Source organism: Winogradskyella vidalii (assembly GCF_013403955.1).
Taxonomy (GTDB): domain Bacteria; phylum Bacteroidota; class Bacteroidia; order Flavobacteriales; family Flavobacteriaceae; genus Winogradskyella; species Winogradskyella vidalii.
On sequence record NZ_JABFDG010000005.1, the window covers coordinates 216,357 to 233,797 of the forward strand.

Below are 17,441 nucleotides of genomic sequence, written 5' to 3' on the forward strand. Positions count from 1 at the left end.
CTTATAATTTATCTTTTAAATATTTTCCTGTTACCGATTTTTTGTTTTTAACAATTTCTTCAGGTGTACCAGAAGCAACAAGTTGCCCGCCGTGTTTTCCACCTTCAGGACCTAAATCAATGATATAATCAGCACATTTTATAAGATCTATATTATGCTCAATCACTACAATTGAATGGCCTTTGTTAATTAAAGCATTAAATGATTTTAATAGTTTTTGTATATCGTGAAAATGAAGTCCGGTTGTGGGTTCATCAAATATAAAAAGGGCATGGTCACGCTTACTACCTTTGCCTAAAAATGTGGCCAACTTAATACGTTGTGCTTCACCACCAGAAAGGGTAGAAGAGGACTGTCCTAAAGTAACATACCCTAAACCTACATCTTGTAAAGGTTGGAGTTTGTTTTTAATTTTGGTTTGTTTGTGGGTTTCAAAGAAATCAATAGCATCATCAATTGTAAGATTTAAGACGTCATCAATAGATTTATCTTCAAACTTAACCTCTAAAACTTCTTTTTTAAAGCGTTTGCCTCCACATGTATCACAGGTGAGGTGTACATCAGCCATAAATTGCATTTCAATGGTTACTTCACCTTCACCTTTACAAGTTTCACAACGTCCACCATCTACGTTAAAACTAAAATGTTTGGCGGCATAATTTCTAATATTACTTAATTTTTGAGAGGCGAATAAGGCTCTAATATCATCGTATGCTTTAATATAAGTTACCGGATTAGAACGCGACGAGCGACCAATTGGATTTTGATCAACAAACTCTACATGTTCTATATTACTGTAATTGCCTTTGATTTCTGAAACCTGACCAATTTTATCGCTAAATCCTGTGAGTTGTTTTTGTATCGCAGGAAAGAGAATCTTTTTAACCAAAGTACTTTTACCACTTCCTGAAACCCCTGTAATAACGGTTAGCATTTCTAAAGGGATACTAACATCGATATTTTGTAAATTATTTTCTCGGGCACCAATAATATCAACACCATATTTAGATGTTCTTCGTTTTTTAGGAACTTCAATTTCTAGTTGACCATTTAGGTATTTAGCGGTTAGGGTATCTGCTTCAAGGATATCCTTAAAGCTTCCTACAGCCATAACTTCTCCTCCTAATGTTCCGGCTTCTGGGCCGATATCAATAATGGCATCGGCAGCCTTCATGATGTCTTCATCGTGTTCAACAACAATTACCGTATTGCCTAAATCACGCAATGATTTTAAAACTTCTATAAGGCGTTCAGTATCTTTTGGATGTAAACCAATACTAGGCTCATCTAAAATATACATAGAACCTACTAAGCTACTACCTAATGAGGTTGCCAAATTAATTCTTTGACTTTCGCCACCAGAGAGTGAGTTCGATTTTCGGTTTAAAGTTAAGTAGCTTAAACCTACATTAGATAAAAATTGAAGTCGTGTGTTGATTTCCGTTAAAAGTCGTTTGGCGATTTTAGCATCACTGTCACTTAATTCAAGTTGATTAAAAAACACAATTAACTCATCAATTGGTAAATCGACTAAATCGGTAATAGTTGCCTTATTTACTTTGACATAATTAGCCTCTTCGCGTAGGCGTTTTCCATGGCAAGCACTACATTTTGTTTTACCACGGTAACGCGATAACATAACTCTATTCTGAATTTTATAGGCTTTAGATTCTAACTCTGCAAAAAAGTCGTTTAAACCTTCAAAGTATTTATTACCCTTCCATATTAATGCTTTATTAGCATCACTTAATTGAAAATAAGGTTTATGAATAGGAAAATCAAAATGATGTGAGTTATTAACCAATTGGTCTTTATACCAGCTCATACTTTCACCGCGCCAAGGAAAAATAGCGTTTTCATAAACCGATAATGCGGTATTTGGAATTACTAGATCATTATCAATACCAATTACATCACCATAACCTTCACATTTAGGACAAGCGCCATAAGGATTATTAAAACTGAATAAATGCGCGTTTGGTTCTAGAAACGACATGCCATCTATTTCAAACTTATTATTAAATACGGTTTGTTTTTTATCGGAGAGTGATTCTACAACGCAAGTACCAATACCTTCATAAAAAGCGGTGCCTACAGCATCAGCTAAGCGGTTAAGAAAATCTTCATCGTTTTTAAAGATAATTCTATCGACCACCAAAAATAATTCTTGATTGGGCTTAATTTCAGAATTTAAAGCATCATCAATTCTCACGACCTCCTTGTTAACTTTAATACGTGCATAACCTTGTTGCTGTAATGTTTGAAGTTTGTTTTCAATCGTTCTGCCTTCTTCTAAAATAATAGGTGCTAGAAGTAGTAATTTAGATCGTTCTTCGAATTTTGAAATAAAATTAATAACGTCAGATACGGTGTGTTTTTTTACTTCATTTCCAGAAATAGGGGAGTAGGTTTTACCTATACGTGCAAATAATAATTTTAGATAGTCGTAAATTTCCGTTGTTGTACCTACGGTTGATCTTGGATTTGTAGAATTTACCTTTTGCTCTATAGCAATTGCAGGCGCAATACCTTTAATGTAATCGACTTGTGGTTTATTTAATCGCCCTAAAAACTGGCGCGCATAACTGCTTAAACTTTCTACATAACGTCGTTGTCCTTCGGCATAAAGCGTATCGAAGGCTAAACTCGATTTTCCAGAACCAGATAATCCCGTAATGACAACTAATTTGTTTCTAGGAATTACAACATCAATATTTTTGAGATTGTGGAGCTTTGCTCCTTTAATAATGATGTTTTCTTTTGGATTAACGTCTAAAACGGTACTATTCATAGGTTCTATTCTGTATCTAAGTTTGCAAAGATACTATATAGCCTTTAAAGATTAAACTATGTTGAATATTAACACAAATAGAATTAAGACTAAATTTTAAAAGTAAGAGCAGCCATAGTTATTGTAGGATATATTTATTCAGTCACACATCAATTAACTAATCATTTAAAAATGTCAATGTATTTATAATATCACAGCAAATTGGTCTATTATATGAGAATATTAATCTATTAAAGTTGTTTTTTATCCGATAAGGCGTAAAATTTAGCAGTTATTTTTTGTTTATTCGGAATGATTGTTGTTATATTTGAAACTAAATCATTCTCTAAAACCACTGCTTATAGCATAAGATTACTTTAAAAAACAGCTTTTAACCCCAAACTTAGTAGGCAACTACTAGGCTTAAAGTAATTATTATGAAAAAAGAACTTATCCAAGACGCCGAGTTGGTTAGCAACTACTTAGATGGAAATGAAAATGCACTTTCAATACTTATAGAAAGGCACAAGCAAAAAATTTATAGTTTTATTTACTCTAAGGTTTATGACCGAGATGTTACCGAAGATGTTTTTCAAGATACTTTTATTAAAGTTATTCGAACTTTAAAACGTGGAAAATATAATGAAGAAGGTAAATTTTTACCGTGGGTAATGCGTATCGCTCATAATTTGGTGATTGATTACTTCAGAAAAAATAAACGAATGCCAAAATTTGATAATGCTGGTGAATTTAGTATTTTTTCGGTATTGAGTGACTCTAGCTTAAATGCAGAAAAGGCAATCATAAAAGATCAAGTAGAATCTGATGTTAGACGTATTATTGAAGAGTTACCTGAGGACCAAAAACAGGTATTGGTAATGCGTATGTACCAGGATATGAGTTTTAAGGAAATTTCAGAGCGAACAGGCGTGAGTATTAATACTGCTTTAGGAAGAATGCGCTATGCACTCATTAATATGCGTAAGGTAATAGAACAAAATAACATTGTTTTAACAAATTGATGCAATAAAAGAAATTTAGTTACGTTTTTGCTATATATAAACTTTAAAATTATTGAAATGGCAAAAATCTACCCTAAGGCTTCCCCAAAAAATGAAAATCTTTTACCTAAAGATGAAACGGTAAATTTCCTCTTAAATTACTCTAAAGCTTTGCGTGTTTTAAAGTATAATAAATTGAAGTTTGAAGCACTTTTAAATTAATTTAATAATGATATTATTGTATTAACATCCTAATGTATTTACATTAGGATTTTTTTGTAAAAAGAAGTTCCTCGTAATTTTGGGTCGTAAGGTATTCTTCTTTTAATGTTTTTAAATACGCTGTTGTTTCGTCTTTTAAAGGATGCTTATCGCTTAGGCAATTATTAATGTCTTCATCAAAAATGGTTAAAACAATATACCAGTGACCTTTTCTACTTGTATAATTGTTTTCAAATACTTTTAAGCCGGCTTTTTTTTCTAATACTTCATCGGTTACCACTAAAGGTAGATTAAATGTTTGGTCCTCTCTGTTAGCTTCATAATACGATAAATAAAGCGTTTGACCTTTAATTTGAAAAGGCACGTTGACACCAACATCGACATGATTTAATCTGAATTTCTTGTTAATATAATTATAGAATTCATTGGCTTCTTTGGGGTCTTTAAAGATAAAAGATGTTTCTCTTGGCATATCTTTTTGAAACTTCTTAGCTTGAATAATTTTATAATCTTGATTTTTAAATTTAGGCGCAATTTTAACAGGGATACAAGACGATAACGTCGTTATAATAGCGATTAAGATAAGTTTTTTCATGGATTGATGGTTTAGAAAAACAGTATCAATAATTATACCAAGACAACTGCGCTTATTTCTTCTTTTTATAATAAGCTTCTAAAACCGATTTTCTACCAATAGTTTTTGTGATGATATCTTTTTCTAAATCCCAGCCACGAGCAGGCGAATATTGACGTCCGTACCAAATAATTTGAAGGTGGAGATCATTCCAAAGTTCTTCAGGGAATAAGCGTTTGGCATCTTTTTCTGTTTGTACTACATTTTTACCGTTGGTTAAATTCCAACGATACATTAAACGATGAATGTGGGTGTCTACGGGAAATGCTGGAATACCAAAGGCTTGCGACAAAACAACAGCAGCTGTTTTATGACCAACTGCAGGTAATTCTTCTAAAGCTTCATAAGTTCTTGGCACTTCACCATTATGTTTGTCAATTAAAATCTGAGATAAGCCATAAATACCTTTACTTTTCATAGGCGATAAACCAACGGGCTTAATAATCTCCCGAATTTCCTCTACACTCAGTTTAATCATATCATAAGGATTATCTGCACGCTCAAACAACAAAGGGGTAATTTGATTCACACGTACGTCTGTGCTTTGTGCGGACATTAAAACAGCAATTAACAAGGTGTAAGGGTCTTTGTGATCTAATGGTATTGGAATTTCAGGATATAACTTATATAATGTATTTATAACGAAATTTACTTTTTCTTGCTTAGTCATTTTGTATTTTTACGATTCGATACGATATACAAATTTACACAATTATGACACACTTAAAAGTAGGCGATAAGGCACCAGATTTTTCAGCATTAGACGAACAAGGAAACACCATTTCTTTATCGGATTATAAAGGCAAAAAATTAGTGGTTTTCTTTTATCCAAAAGCGAGCACACCAGGTTGCACAGCAGAAGCTTGCAACTTAAATGATAATTACGAGCGTTTTAAAGCTAAAGGTTACGAAATTTTAGGCGTGAGTGCAGATAGTGCTAAAAGACAAACTAATTTTAAAACGAAATACGGATTTCAATATCCATTATTAGCCGACGAAGATAAAGCTGTTATTGAAGCCTTTGGCGTTTGGGGACCTAAGAAATTTATGGGTAAAGAATATGAAGGGATTCATAGAAGCACTTTTGTAATTGATGAGAATGGTATATTAGAAGATGTCATCACTAAGGTGAAAACGAAAGCACATACCGATCAGATATTAACGGAACAATAGTCCTTCTTTTTAGTAAAAGAAAAAGCGACCTTTAAATGATGTTTTTAAAGGTCGCTTTTTTTTATATTATTTTGAGTTTGTTACTTGTGTAAGACTTCTTCAGATTCATAACCAAATAAGCTTTTCTCTTTAATAAGTTTAGAAACGCCTTCTGGTAACATTTTTTCCCAATCGGTTTCATTATTTGAAATCATTTTAAGGACCGTTCTCGAGAAGACAGATAGGTTAGAGGTATCGTAATCTGTAATGTCTACAACCTTGCCATTATACTTAAAGAATTTGAAAAGTTCTTTCATTCGTGGATGTACTTTAACGTTTTCGCTAGTGGTTATAGTTCCATCTTCGTTCATCATAGGATATAAATAAACACGTAAATCCTTATAAAATAATTTTCCGAAAGCTTCTAAAATACCACCGCTTAAATGACGGTAATATTTCTCATCAAAAATATCAACGAGGTTATTGACACCCATGGCTAATCCCATTCTATTTCTAGAATATTGAGAGAAGTACTCTACTAATCTGTAATATTCTTGGAAGTTAGATATCAGTACCGTTTGTCCTAAGGAACATAAGAGTTTAGCACGATCCATAAAATCTTGCTCATCAATCTTACCTTCAGCTCTTAGGTTAGATAACGTAATTTCAAATATTACTTGTGTTTTTTCCTTTTCAACCTTATTTTCTTTAATGAACATTTCGTAAGAACGCTCAAACATATCCATATTCACTTTAGTTACGGGTCTAAAGCTACCTCTAAGGGTTAAGATATTCTTCTTATAAAGTACACGAGCCGGTAAAACATTATTACCATCAGGTGCAAACATTACGGCATCTGTCATTCCGTTTTTAACCAGTTGTAAACTCATTAAACGATTATCAACATCTTCAAAAACAGGTCCTGAAAAGTTAATTGTATCAATTTCTAATTGATCTTTATCTAAATGATCGTATAAATAACGTAATAGTTTACGAGGTTGGTTGTATTTGTAAAAGGCTCCGTAAATTAAATTTGTACCTAATTTACCTAATGTTTCTTGCTGTAAACGTGCATCATTTTCTTTAAAACGAATGTGAAGTACAATTTCGTTATATTCTTGATTTGGTGCAGCTTGATATTTAATACCTACCCAACCATGGCCCTTAAATTTTTTAGCAAAATCTATGGTCGCAACCGTATTGGCATAAGAGAAAAATATTTTATTAGGATGCTTTTCTCTAGTAATACGTTTCTCCATTAAATTCACTTCGTGATTTAACATCTTACGGAGTCGGGCTTCAGTAACATAACGTTTATCATCTTCAATGCCATAAATAGCATCACTAAAATCTTTATCGTAAGCAGACATAGCTTTAGCAATGGTTCCAGATGCACCTCCTGCTCTAAAAAATTGACGAACAGTTTCTTGTCCTGCACCAATTTCAGAAAAGGTACCATAGATATCAGCATTAAGATTTATACGTAAGGCTTTATCTTTTAATGATGGAATATTTTCAAAATCAGAATCGCCTGTATACGTTATGTCCTTCATAGGATTTGGGTTTATTTGCTTTAAAGCAAAGGTACTGTTTTACTATTGCAAACAAAAAAATAAGTTTATTTTTGTAGTGGCACTTTTTGAATTGAAATTATCATAATATAATAAGGTGTTTTTTTTCTTTACCATTAAATTGAAAGAAAAAAAGGGCGCTTTTTTGAGAGTATAATAATTCAAGGTCAAATACTTAAAAACTAAAGCATTGAAAATTAAATTTTTAGGCACAGGTACATCACAAGGTATTCCAATTATTGGAAGTGATCACCCTGTATGTTTAAGTGAGAATCCTAAGGATAAACGCTTACGTGTATCTGTATTAGTAGAGTGGGAGAACTATACTTTTGTAATCGATTGTGGTCCTGATTTTAGGCAACAAATGCTTAGAGCTAATGTGACTAAAATTGATGGTATTATTTTTACTCACGAGCATGCCGATCACACTATGGGATTAGATGATATTAGGCCATTCTTCTTTAAACAAGGGGATATTCCGTTATATGCTCACCAACGAGTTTTTAAATCTTTAGAAAAACGTTTCGATTATATTTTTACAACAGGAAAGAAATACCCTGGCGTTCCAAATGTTACAAAAACAGAAGTGAAAAACGAGCCTTTTTTAGCTGGTAATCTCAAGGTTGTTCCTATTGATGGCTTACATTATAAACTACAAGTTTTTGGTTATAGATTTCATAATTTTGCGTATTTAACAGACATGAAAAAAGTAGCAGACAAGGAAATTGAAAAACTTAAAGACTTAGATGTTTTAGTTGTGAATGCCTTGCGTATTGAACGACATATTTCTCATTTTAACTTAGAAGAAGCCTTAGAGTTTATAAAAAAAGTGAATCCTAAACGCGCTTATTTAACTCATATTGGCCATTTGTTGGGGTTTCATGATGATGTTCAAAAGCAATTACCAAAAAACGTTTTTTTAGCTTACGATAACTTACAAATTACCTTATAGATATGAAGAGCAAGATTTTAATGTATTTATTTATTTTTTCAGTGTTATTACTCCTTTTTCAGTATGTAAGCTCAAAAAATATCATGGATAAGTATGAAACTGATATTGTTAAAGTGAAGAACAAGGTTGAAGAACGAGAAAAAACAATAAAAACTTTACAAGATCAAAATTTTGAATTAAATTATTTTAATATCGAAGGTAATGAGGATGCCTTAACTTATTTTGAAGCCCAAGGTTATGATACTGAAGAATTGATTCCGTTAGTAATCGATGGTTTATATAATATGAATGATTATGAAGGCGAGGATCATCCAATTGTACCTTATGTATCGACTACAGGTTCTAAATTATTAATTAATAAAGTTCGCGTTATCAATCACAGATGGATGATAGCAAACTTTACAGATGGTTTATTTTGGGGAGAAATTCTCGTTAAATACACCATCGATGAGAACAATAATCTTAAATACGAATTAATCGATCACTTATTGTATCCAAAAGTTAATTAAACGATATTACGGGTTTTTATACTATACTTTAGTGACTTCTAAAAGTAGTAAGACTTCTAAAATTACAAATGCTTATTGAGCCATTCTTTTAAATCAAAGAAATTTTGAGGGGCTACGCCATGTCCAACAGGATATTCTGAATACACATGTTTAATAGCCAAATTCTCTAGAAATTTAGGTGTTTTTTGTGCCCATTCTACAGGAATGACTTGATCAACCGAACCATGAGAGCAAAAGAAATTGAGGTGTTCAACGGCCTTTTTATCAATAGTATCTGGTAAAATGTCTTCGCTGATATAACCACTTAAAGCTATAATATTTTTTACTTTTTCAGGGTAGGTCAATGCTACAGCATAACTTAAAATAGAGCCTTGGCTAAAACCTAAAAGCGTCACATTTTTAGAATCAACGGCATACGTGTCGCAAGCATAATCAATAAATTCAGAAATTAATTCTACGGATTGTTTAGCTTGAACATTGTCATTCCATTTTCCTTTGTCAGCTTCAAAATTAATAGCATACCAAGCATTCCCATAAGGCTGCATTGGGTAAGGTGCTCGTACTGAAATGATGAATAATTCCTCTGGCAATTCAGAAGCAAAAGAAAACAAATCATTTTCATCACTGCCATAACCATGACACATTATTAATAATGGTGCATTTTCTTTTAAAGAAGAAGGTCTCGTTATATAATGAAGTTTCGACATAATTATTAGCCTATAGATTTAAATATAGTTTGAAAAAAATCACCTAACAATGGTACTTTATTAAGTTTTCCTGTTAGCGCTCCTATGATTCCGTAGATATATAATACAGAAAAAAACACCCAGAAAGACATACTTATCATAAAACTATCAAAACTGCTGACAACAAATCCCAAAATGATATAAGCTAGGCCCAAACCTAAACCTTGTCTAATATGAAAAGTTGTAAACGGATTGCGTTTATCTTGATTCATAAAAAACGCGATTAATGTACCAAATAAGGTTAAGTAAGCCACTAAACCAAGCGTTTTACCTTCGTCTATCGTATTCTGATTCATGAAATTATATTTACTTTATTAGCATTTTGTCGTTGGCAATGATACCATAAGTTTTACCTTTTAGTTTTGAACCTAAAAACATACTGTTTTTTGAGCGGGATGTGATATGAGATGTGCTAAACTCATAAGTAGCGTCGGGATTAAATAAGGTTAAATCTGCCATTTCACCTTCGTTAATAGTAGATTCTTTTACTCCAAATCTAGATTTCCCCTGGGTTAAAAGACTAATGGTTTTCTTAGTTGTAAAGTTGTTTTGTAATGCCCCAAATGCAGATTCTAAACCAATAGTGCCATACTTAGCATAATCGAACTCTATTTTTTTATGTTCAATATCAATTGGGTTATGATCCGAAGTGACCATATCAATAGTCCCATCTTTTAAGCCCTCAATTAAAGCATCGCAATCAGATTGTATTCTTAAAGGTGGAAGTACTTTATAATTGGTATCAAATTCGGGTAACACGGCATCGGTAAACATCAAATTATGAATCGCCACACTACAAGTTACATTTAGTTTTTTTGCTTTGGCAGCTCTAATCAATTCCACGGATTTTGCAGTTGAAATTGTTGGGATATGAAGTTTTCCTTCGGTGTATTCTAACAAAAATAAATCTCGAGCAACTTGTAATTCTTCAGCTAAAGCCGGATTTCCTTTTAATCCTAGTTTTGTACTGTTAATATGTTCATTAGCCACACCAAGACCAGAAATTCTAGATTCTTGAGGAAAAGAGCATACTAAACCGTTAAAATTACTAGCGTATTGCAACGCAATTTTCATCAAATTAGGGTTAGAAATAGGCTTTTGATAATCGTAAAAAGCAACAGCACCTGCATTAGACATATCAAATAATTCGGCTAAATCTTCACTTTCGCTCAATTGCGTTAAGGCACCAATAGGGTAAAGGCTTACGGCATGGTTATTAGCTTTAGATTTTACAAAAGTTATATCGGCATAGCTATCAATTACAGGATTAGAATTCGCATTTAATGCTACAGAAGTAAAACCAGAGTATGCAGCCGTTTTTAAGCCGTTAGGTATTGTTTCTCGTTCTTCATAACCAGGTTCTCCAAAAGATACACTGCTGTCAAACCAACCTTGAGAAACATGTAAATTCTCTAATTTTATTTCTTGGTAATTGTTAGGGTTGGCAATGCGTTTAGAAATCTTGGAAATATGACCTTTTTCGATTAAAATATCAACCGTTTCATTGTGAAAATCACTTTTAGAATCAACGATGGTTGCAGATTTTATGAGTGCGTTCATTTAAGATATTTTAGAAGTAACATTTCTATTAGTAAAAATGCTAATGCAAAAATAGCAAACCATTTCCATAGCGCATTAATATTTGTACTACTTTTTATATTATTAATGGTTGTTGCCAAGCGCGATTCTATATTAGTGTTGGCTAAAGCATTTAAATCATAATATTTTAGATTGCTTTCTGCTCTGCTGTAATTAAAACTTAAATTTTGTAGGACTTGCGCTTTATTTTTAACATTAAGGATTCCCGCGGAATTAGGAAAATCATCAGTTTCTATGACCACAGATTTACTATAGGTTTTCTGAAGTGGAATCACTGCGTTGTCCTTGTCATTCAAAGTTAAAATATCATCTTGGCCAATGGAGGTTTGTATGGCTATAGAATTGGGTTGCCCAATGGTATAATATAATTTTGAAAGCTTTAAACTCTGTAAACCCATATTATACAATACCGGAATTATTAATTGTGAATTTTTAAAGTTTGAATTGTCCTTATTTAATGCCGAAGAAAATGCATAGCTCGTTGTATTACCAACTAAAAATGGGGTGCCATCTTCATAAGCTAAAACAGTATTTGAATTAGAATCAAAACGGTAAGAGTTGTCAACTTTAGGATATTGAAAGTTAGTTACTTTGGTGTAAAAAGCATTGGTTAAAAGCGGATGCTCGTAGTTAATACTCGTAATGCGTTTTTCGTTAGCGTTCTTGCGCTTAATAAGATTGAGGTTTAAGTCTCTTAGGGTTTGGTTATACGCGTTTATATCAATAGTGTTAGAAGGAATAATTAGTAATTTTCCACCGTCGTTTTTAAAGGCAATTAATGCTGTCTTTAAAGCATTTGAAATGACATCTAATTCATTTAATACAATCAAGTTTTGCTCTGGAATTAAATTAAAATTAAGCGTATTTAGTTTAAAACTTTTATAATCGAATTCATCCTCAGTGTATATCCGTTTTAAGAACGAATCGTCTACAGTTTCATTAATGGTTAAGACTTTAATTTTTGGTTTCGAGTTGATATTAAAATAAAAGGTATTATCAAATTGTAATCCGGTATCATCAATCATTAATTTTCCATTAATCGCTTTATTATTGGCAATTGTAAAGGTGGTTTCGGCTGTTTTATCAATGGTTACAGCACTTTTGGTGAGCAATACATCGTTGTTAAATAAGGAAATGGTAACATTATCTACAGGTTCAGCGGCGTTAGATAATTTAACATTAAGGTCTAGAGTTTCAGAAGTTGTATTAGAAACAAAGACACTATCGATACTAATATTAGTGGCTAAATTTGATTTTGGTTGTACCAATTTAAGCTGAACTGTACTGTCGGTTTCAAAGTTTAAAGGGGTTTCTTTTTGTTGAAAATCGGATACCAAAACCAAATTCTGAGTCGCAGCACCTTGATTAGTAAATAATTGTTTTCCTTTTAAGTAAGCAGCATCGTAATTGAGTTGCGTTGGAGAATAATCTAATTGAATTAATTCATTCCTTATGGCTTTTACGGTAGTGTTTCTATAGGTTTTATTGTTAGTGTATAAACTTAGTGGTTCATCTTCGGGTAAGGTAGTTATGATGTCTTGAATAGCCTCATTTAACAAACTACCATTACTACCATTAGCTTGCATACTAAACGAGTTATCTAAATATATTACCGTTTCTTGAGTGTCATTAAAGTCGTCTGTATTCGGAATAAAAGGCTGTGCAAAAGCTATAATAATACAGGCTAAAAGCAACATTCGTGTTAACAGAGTTAGCCATTTTTTGAGCTGAGAACTTTTGCGTGTTTGTAGTTTTACAGATTTTAAAAACTTAACATTGGTGAATTCAACTTTTTGAAAACGGCGTAGCTGAAATAAATGTATAAGTATGGGAATTACCAGCAAAAATAGAGCGTAAAGTAATTCGGGATTTTTAAACTGCATTTGTTATTATAAGTTTTATTAGACCTGATAGGTCTTAATGCTTCAAATATAAATAATCATAAGAGATAACCTCGTTTAGCTTCTGAGAAATTTAACAGAAAAAGAAATAATCAATCATGGGTTTCATATGGTTAGTTTCAAAATATTGCGAGATTTCTTCTTGTGCTTTTGTATTGGCTACAGTTACAATGCTTTGTGGGTTTTGAAGTTCAGCTAGAAAATCAAAATTAAATAGTTCCTGGTCGTAAATATGTTTACCTATTTTTTTAGGGTTGTCGCAAATCCAGCAAAACGGGATGTTTCTTTTCAATAATATTTTGGCTAAAGTTTTACCCTTATGTCCAGCACCCCAAACAGCTAAAGGTCTGGACGCATCATAATTCAATTCTAAAAAATAGTCCACTTTAAGGTCCAAAAATGAATTCTCTGCATAATGTTCGTGAGTTCTAGATGTTCTAGTGCTGTAATCGCGCCAGTGTAGTAGTACCTTATCGCAAGGGATACACTTATAATCCGCTTTATAGAATCGGAAAGCTAAATCGTAGTCTTCAGGATAAGTATTTGAATTAAACCCATTACAGGCTTCAAAATCATCACGATGAAGCATCCAACAAGGGGAAGGGATTACACATTCTTTATAGATTTCGGTATAGTTATTTCCGTTAATAGTTAATCCGTTTAACCAACGCTCATAACGTGCAAAACCGTCACTTAAGCCATCGGCTCTAAAATAGTTTACAAGGCCTAAAGCAAGGTGTTTTTTACCATGTTTTTCAAGATTATTTAACATGGTTTCTAGTCGGATAACCGTCATTAAATCATCACTATCCATTCTTGTAATATAGTGTCCCGAACTGTATTTGTATGCTGTTTTTAAGGCATTAATAATTCCATTTGCATCATTTTTATAGAGTTGTATTCTAGAGTCTTCATGTGTGTAGCTTTCAATAATAGCGTAGGAGCCATCGTTAGAATTATCATCAATAAAAATAGCTTCCCAATTGGAATAGGATTGGTTAATAATAGAGTCAACACACTCACCAATATAGGCTTCTGTGTTTTTAAAAGGAATTAAAATGCTAATTAAGGCGTTTGACATGTTGCGAATTTAACAAAACCTTTAGGTTTTTAATAGTAACAGGTTGTAGTTTTGTCCGTCTAGTAAAAAAATACAAATTTAATTATGAAGAATTATTTAGCCATGCTTGGCTTAGGTGTTGTTTTAGTGGGATGTGGATCCACAAAATTAAACGTTGATGATTTGGCCACAAGCAATCCTATTGAAACGGCTTTAGATTTAACCGCAGTAAATAATGATAGAGTACCAGTAACGATTGATCCTGGTCGATTTACGGCAGAAACGGTTACCTATAGGTTGCCTAGAGTGGTACAAGGGACTTATGCTGTAAGTGATTTTGGTAAATATGTTGATGATTTTAAAGCTTTAGATTACGACGGTAATGAGCTAACGGCTACTAAGACTGATGCTAATACTTGGACTATTACAGAGGCTTTAAAACTAGATAAACTTCAGTATTATGTTAACGATACTTTTGATGTTGAAACAACAGGAGGTATTGGTGGCGAAGACCCGTTTTCACCATCAGGAACCAACATTGAAGCAGATAATTTTGTACTAAACCTACATGGATTTATTGGGTATTTCGATTCGTTAAAGAATAACCAATACGCCTTAGATGTTACGGCACCAACAGATTTTATAAGAACATCTGCTTTAGAAGATAAAGGAACAACAACTAGCGAAGATGGCAAAACTGTAACAACAAGTTATTTTGCACAGCGATATTTTGACATTACAGATAATCCTATGATGTATGGCGATTTAGATGTTGAAGAATTTATGGTAGGTGATATTAAAATTGTTTTAAGCCTGTATTCGCCAACAAAAAAGCATAATGCTGCAGATCTAAAAGAAACCATCTATAAAATGATGGAAGCACAGAAAAACTATTTAGGCGATGTAAATACAACACCACGTTACGATATTTATTTGTATTTATCTCGAGGTGGCGAAAATGACCCGAAAGGTTATGGGGCTTTAGAACACCATACGTCTACAGTGGCAGTTTTTGGTGAAGATGATAGTTTAGAAGGGCTTCAAAGTTCAATTATCGATGTCATTTCACATGAGTTTTTTCATATCGTAACGCCTTTATCTGTACATTCTGAGGATGTTCACTATTTTGATTATAACCAACCAACATTCTCTAAGCATTTGTGGATGTATGAAGGGGTAACGGAATATTTTGCACAGCATTTTCAAGTGTATGAAGGTCTATCGGATGAAGCTACTTTTTACAATACGATGAAGACTAAAATTGATGTTTCTACGCAACGTATGGATGATGCTATGAGTTTTACAATCATGAGTGAAAATGTTCTAAAAGAACCTTACGCTTCGCAATATTATAATGTGTACATGAAAGGTGCATTGATTGGTATGTGTATAGATATTTTAATGCGAAAAGAAAGTGATGGTAATCGAAGTATGTTATCATTAATGAAGGAGCTTTCTGCAAAATACGGAAAAGAAAAGCCTTTTGAAGATGATAAGCTTATTGCAGAGATTACAGCAATGACCTACCCAAGTGTTGGTGAATTTTTAAGAACCCATGTTGAAGGAGACTTACCAATTAATTATAATGAGTTTTTTGAAATGGTAGGTTTAACCATAGGCCAAGCGCAAGCTGAAACTAACTATATTTTTGCTGGTGGGCAAAACATAATTTTTGATGGCAACCAAGAAAATGGTACTATTTTCTTTTCGCCAATGGCTTTAGAAAACTCGTTTTGGAAGGCGCAAGGTATTCAAGCAGGCGATGTTATTAAAAAAGTTAATGAAACAGAATTAACCTTGATTAATGCTAATCAGGTTATTGGATCTATGTTTGAATGGCAAGAAGGTCAAGATATTACTATGGAAATAGAACGTGATGGCAAGTTGATTAAAATTGAAACAACATTAACTAAAGCCTATGCGGATGCTGAATCTATTGTAGAGAATGACAATGCTACGGAAGCTCAAAAAGCTTTGAGAGCGGCTTGGTTAAAAGGATAAGGTATAGAAAACCTTAAAAAAAAGCTGATAAACCTAAATAGTTTATCAGCTTTTTTTTTAATATTTAGTGCTCTATAGTAAAACTAAATGTGCTTCCTTTTTCAATTTCTGAAACTACTGAAATAACACCATTAAGTTTTTCAACTAATATTTTAACAGTACTTAATCCAATTCCTGTATTAGATTTTGCAAAATCATTTTGAATGGTTTTGAAAATTTCAAAAATCTCCTCTTGTTGATCTAAAGGAATTCCTATCCCATTATCTTTAACACTAAATTTATGATGGTTAGGAAGCAATTGATATGTAATTTCTACAATGCGTTCACTTTTGTTATTATACTTAAGTGCATTGTCTACCAAATTGATTAAAATTTGAGATAAAGCGGCTTTATTTACGCTTTTAATTTTAGCATCATCAAATAAAAGTTGATCATTATCAGCAATTAGAATTTGCTTAATATCATCTGCTATTTCACTAAGTGTAATATCTTCTTTTGCGGATTCTAAAAGCTCATTAGCACTGTAATACTTTAAAATACCATCAATATAATCTTTAAGTATGGTTGTAGAATCTTCTATATATTCTAGGTATTGTAATGAGTCTTTAGATAAGTTATTTTGGTTTTCTTGTTTTAATAAATCTGTTAGGGATATAATATTGGACAATGGTGATTTTAAATCGTGTGACACCAAGCTAGCAAATGATTTTAACTGGTGGTTACGTTGCTGAAGCTCGTCTGTTACAGCATTTAGATTGTCATTCTTTTTTTTCAATTCAAACAAATTCACAACTTGCTGACCTAGTGTTTTCATTGCTTTTATTTCAGAAATACTCAATGTTCTAGGTTTAAAATCATAAATACAAATAGTACCTAATTTAAATCCGTTTTTATTAATTAAAGGCACACCAGCATAGAAAGCAATATTATGCTCTAGTGCTAAAGGATTATCAAAAAAACGATCATCCTTACTAACGTCTTCCACTATAAATATATCGTCGTTTAATATGGTATGGCCACAAAAAGAAACATCCCTTGGCGTTTCATTAAAAGAAACACCGTAATGCGATTTAAAAAAATTACGAGTTTTATCTAAAACGGTGATAAGCGAAATCGGAGCATTACATATAGTCGCTGCTAACTCTGTTAGATTATCATAATCGTTTTCGGGTAAGGTGTCTATTATGTTATAGGATTTTACAGCTTGTAAACGCTCTGCTTCATTAGTAGAAAATTTGGGGCTTTTCATAAGGTTTAAATCAATTAGGTTTAAAAAAATATACGTAAATTAATCACGTAGGGATTATATATTGATGTGAATAG

General features: G+C 32.5%; 16 protein-coding genes. 6 read left to right on the plus strand and 10 right to left on the minus strand.

The features are described from left to right. Window position 1: 1 nt before the first annotated feature. Entirely contained in the window at window positions 2–2,791 is a 2,790-nt protein-coding gene (gene uvrA / locus HM982_RS12965; protein ID WP_179353671.1) for an excinuclease ABC subunit UvrA, read from the minus strand. A gap of 416 nt (window positions 2,792–3,207) precedes the next feature. Between uvrA and HM982_RS12970 the strand changes: the two genes are divergently transcribed. Both HM982_RS12970 and HM982_RS12975 read left to right on the plus strand, forming a co-directional pair. Next, complete coding sequence (locus HM982_RS12970) at window positions 3,208–3,792, plus strand: RNA polymerase sigma factor (RefSeq protein WP_179353672.1); 585 nt, start codon at window positions 3,208–3,210, stop codon at window positions 3,790–3,792. A gap of 57 nt (window positions 3,793–3,849) precedes the next feature. Then, a complete protein-coding gene (locus tag HM982_RS12975) occupies window positions 3,850–3,993 on the plus strand; it encodes a hypothetical protein (RefSeq protein WP_179353673.1) in 144 nt (47 codons plus the stop codon). Between the two features lie 43 nt (window positions 3,994–4,036). Here HM982_RS12975 and HM982_RS12980 read toward each other — a convergent pair whose 3' ends face one another. Together HM982_RS12980 and HM982_RS12985 are read right to left on the minus strand one after the other, a co-directional pair. Next, window positions 4,037–4,588: a hypothetical protein gene (locus tag HM982_RS12980; RefSeq protein WP_179353674.1), complete on the minus strand. Its 552-nt coding sequence runs from the start codon at window positions 4,586–4,588 to the stop codon at window positions 4,037–4,039. Between the two features lie 52 nt (window positions 4,589–4,640). Then, complete coding sequence (locus tag HM982_RS12985) at window positions 4,641–5,297, minus strand: endonuclease III domain-containing protein (RefSeq protein ID WP_179353675.1); 657 nt, start codon at window positions 5,295–5,297, stop codon at window positions 4,641–4,643. 44 nt (window positions 5,298–5,341) lie between these two features. On the opposite strand from HM982_RS12985, the gene bcp reads away from it, so the two are divergent. Next, window positions 5,342–5,800 carry a thioredoxin-dependent thiol peroxidase gene (gene bcp, locus HM982_RS12990; protein ID WP_179353676.1) on the plus strand — a complete coding sequence of 153 codons (459 nt, stop codon included), beginning with the start codon at window positions 5,342–5,344 and terminating at the stop codon, window positions 5,798–5,800. A gap of 80 nt (window positions 5,801–5,880) precedes the next feature. Here the strand turns inward: bcp and HM982_RS12995 are convergent, their stop codons facing one another. Next, on the minus strand, window positions 5,881–7,332 hold the full coding sequence (locus HM982_RS12995) for a TonB-dependent receptor (protein ID WP_179353677.1): 1,452 nt from the start codon (window positions 7,330–7,332) through the stop codon (window positions 5,881–5,883). A gap of 208 nt (window positions 7,333–7,540) precedes the next feature. Here HM982_RS12995 and HM982_RS13000 point away from each other — a divergent pair, with 208 nt between their 5' ends. Then, on the plus strand, window positions 7,541–8,302 hold the full coding sequence (locus tag HM982_RS13000; RefSeq protein WP_179353678.1) for an MBL fold metallo-hydrolase: 762 nt from the start codon (window positions 7,541–7,543) through the stop codon (window positions 8,300–8,302). 83 nt (window positions 8,303–8,385) lie between these two features. Further along, window positions 8,386–8,811, plus strand: coding sequence for a hydrolase (locus HM982_RS13005; protein ID WP_246296790.1), 426 nt, complete (start codon window positions 8,386–8,388; stop codon window positions 8,809–8,811). A gap of 62 nt (window positions 8,812–8,873) precedes the next feature. On the opposite strand, the gene HM982_RS13010 is transcribed toward HM982_RS13005, so the two are convergent. The 5 genes from HM982_RS13010 to HM982_RS13030 all read right to left on the minus strand — a co-directional run bounded on the left by HM982_RS13010 (window position 8,874) and on the right by HM982_RS13030 (window position 14,138). After that, window positions 8,874–9,518, minus strand: coding sequence for an alpha/beta hydrolase (locus HM982_RS13010; RefSeq protein WP_179353679.1), 645 nt, complete (start codon window positions 9,516–9,518; stop codon window positions 8,874–8,876). Window positions 9,519–9,523: 5 nt separating this feature from the next. Then, complete coding sequence (locus HM982_RS13015) at window positions 9,524–9,853, minus strand: hypothetical protein (protein WP_179353680.1); 330 nt, start codon at window positions 9,851–9,853, stop codon at window positions 9,524–9,526. Between the two features lie 10 nt (window positions 9,854–9,863). Then, window positions 9,864–11,117 (minus strand): dihydroorotase, encoded by a 1,254-nt coding sequence (locus HM982_RS13020; RefSeq protein WP_179353681.1) that lies wholly within the window; start codon window positions 11,115–11,117, stop codon window positions 9,864–9,866. Beyond that, complete coding sequence (locus HM982_RS13025; protein WP_179353682.1) at window positions 11,114–13,039, minus strand: BatA domain-containing protein; 1,926 nt, start codon at window positions 13,037–13,039, stop codon at window positions 11,114–11,116. The genes HM982_RS13020 and HM982_RS13025 overlap by 4 nt, the downstream gene beginning before the upstream one ends. Before the next feature lie 91 nt (window positions 13,040–13,130). After that, the gene (locus HM982_RS13030; protein WP_179353683.1) at window positions 13,131–14,138 is read right to left on the minus strand and encodes a glycosyltransferase family 2 protein; all 1,008 of its coding nucleotides are present in this window, start codon (window positions 14,136–14,138) and stop codon (window positions 13,131–13,133) included. Between the two features lie 84 nt (window positions 14,139–14,222). On the opposite strand from HM982_RS13030, the gene HM982_RS13035 reads away from it, so the two are divergent. Continuing rightward, window positions 14,223–16,118, plus strand: coding sequence for a M61 family metallopeptidase (locus HM982_RS13035; protein ID WP_179353684.1), 1,896 nt, complete (start codon window positions 14,223–14,225; stop codon window positions 16,116–16,118). A gap of 64 nt (window positions 16,119–16,182) precedes the next feature. Here the strand turns inward: HM982_RS13035 and HM982_RS13040 are convergent, their stop codons facing one another. Continuing rightward, window positions 16,183–17,367, minus strand: a complete 1,185-nt coding sequence (locus HM982_RS13040) for a sensor histidine kinase (protein ID WP_179353685.1) — start codon at window positions 17,365–17,367, stop codon at window positions 16,183–16,185. Window positions 17,368–17,441 lie beyond the last annotated feature (74 nt).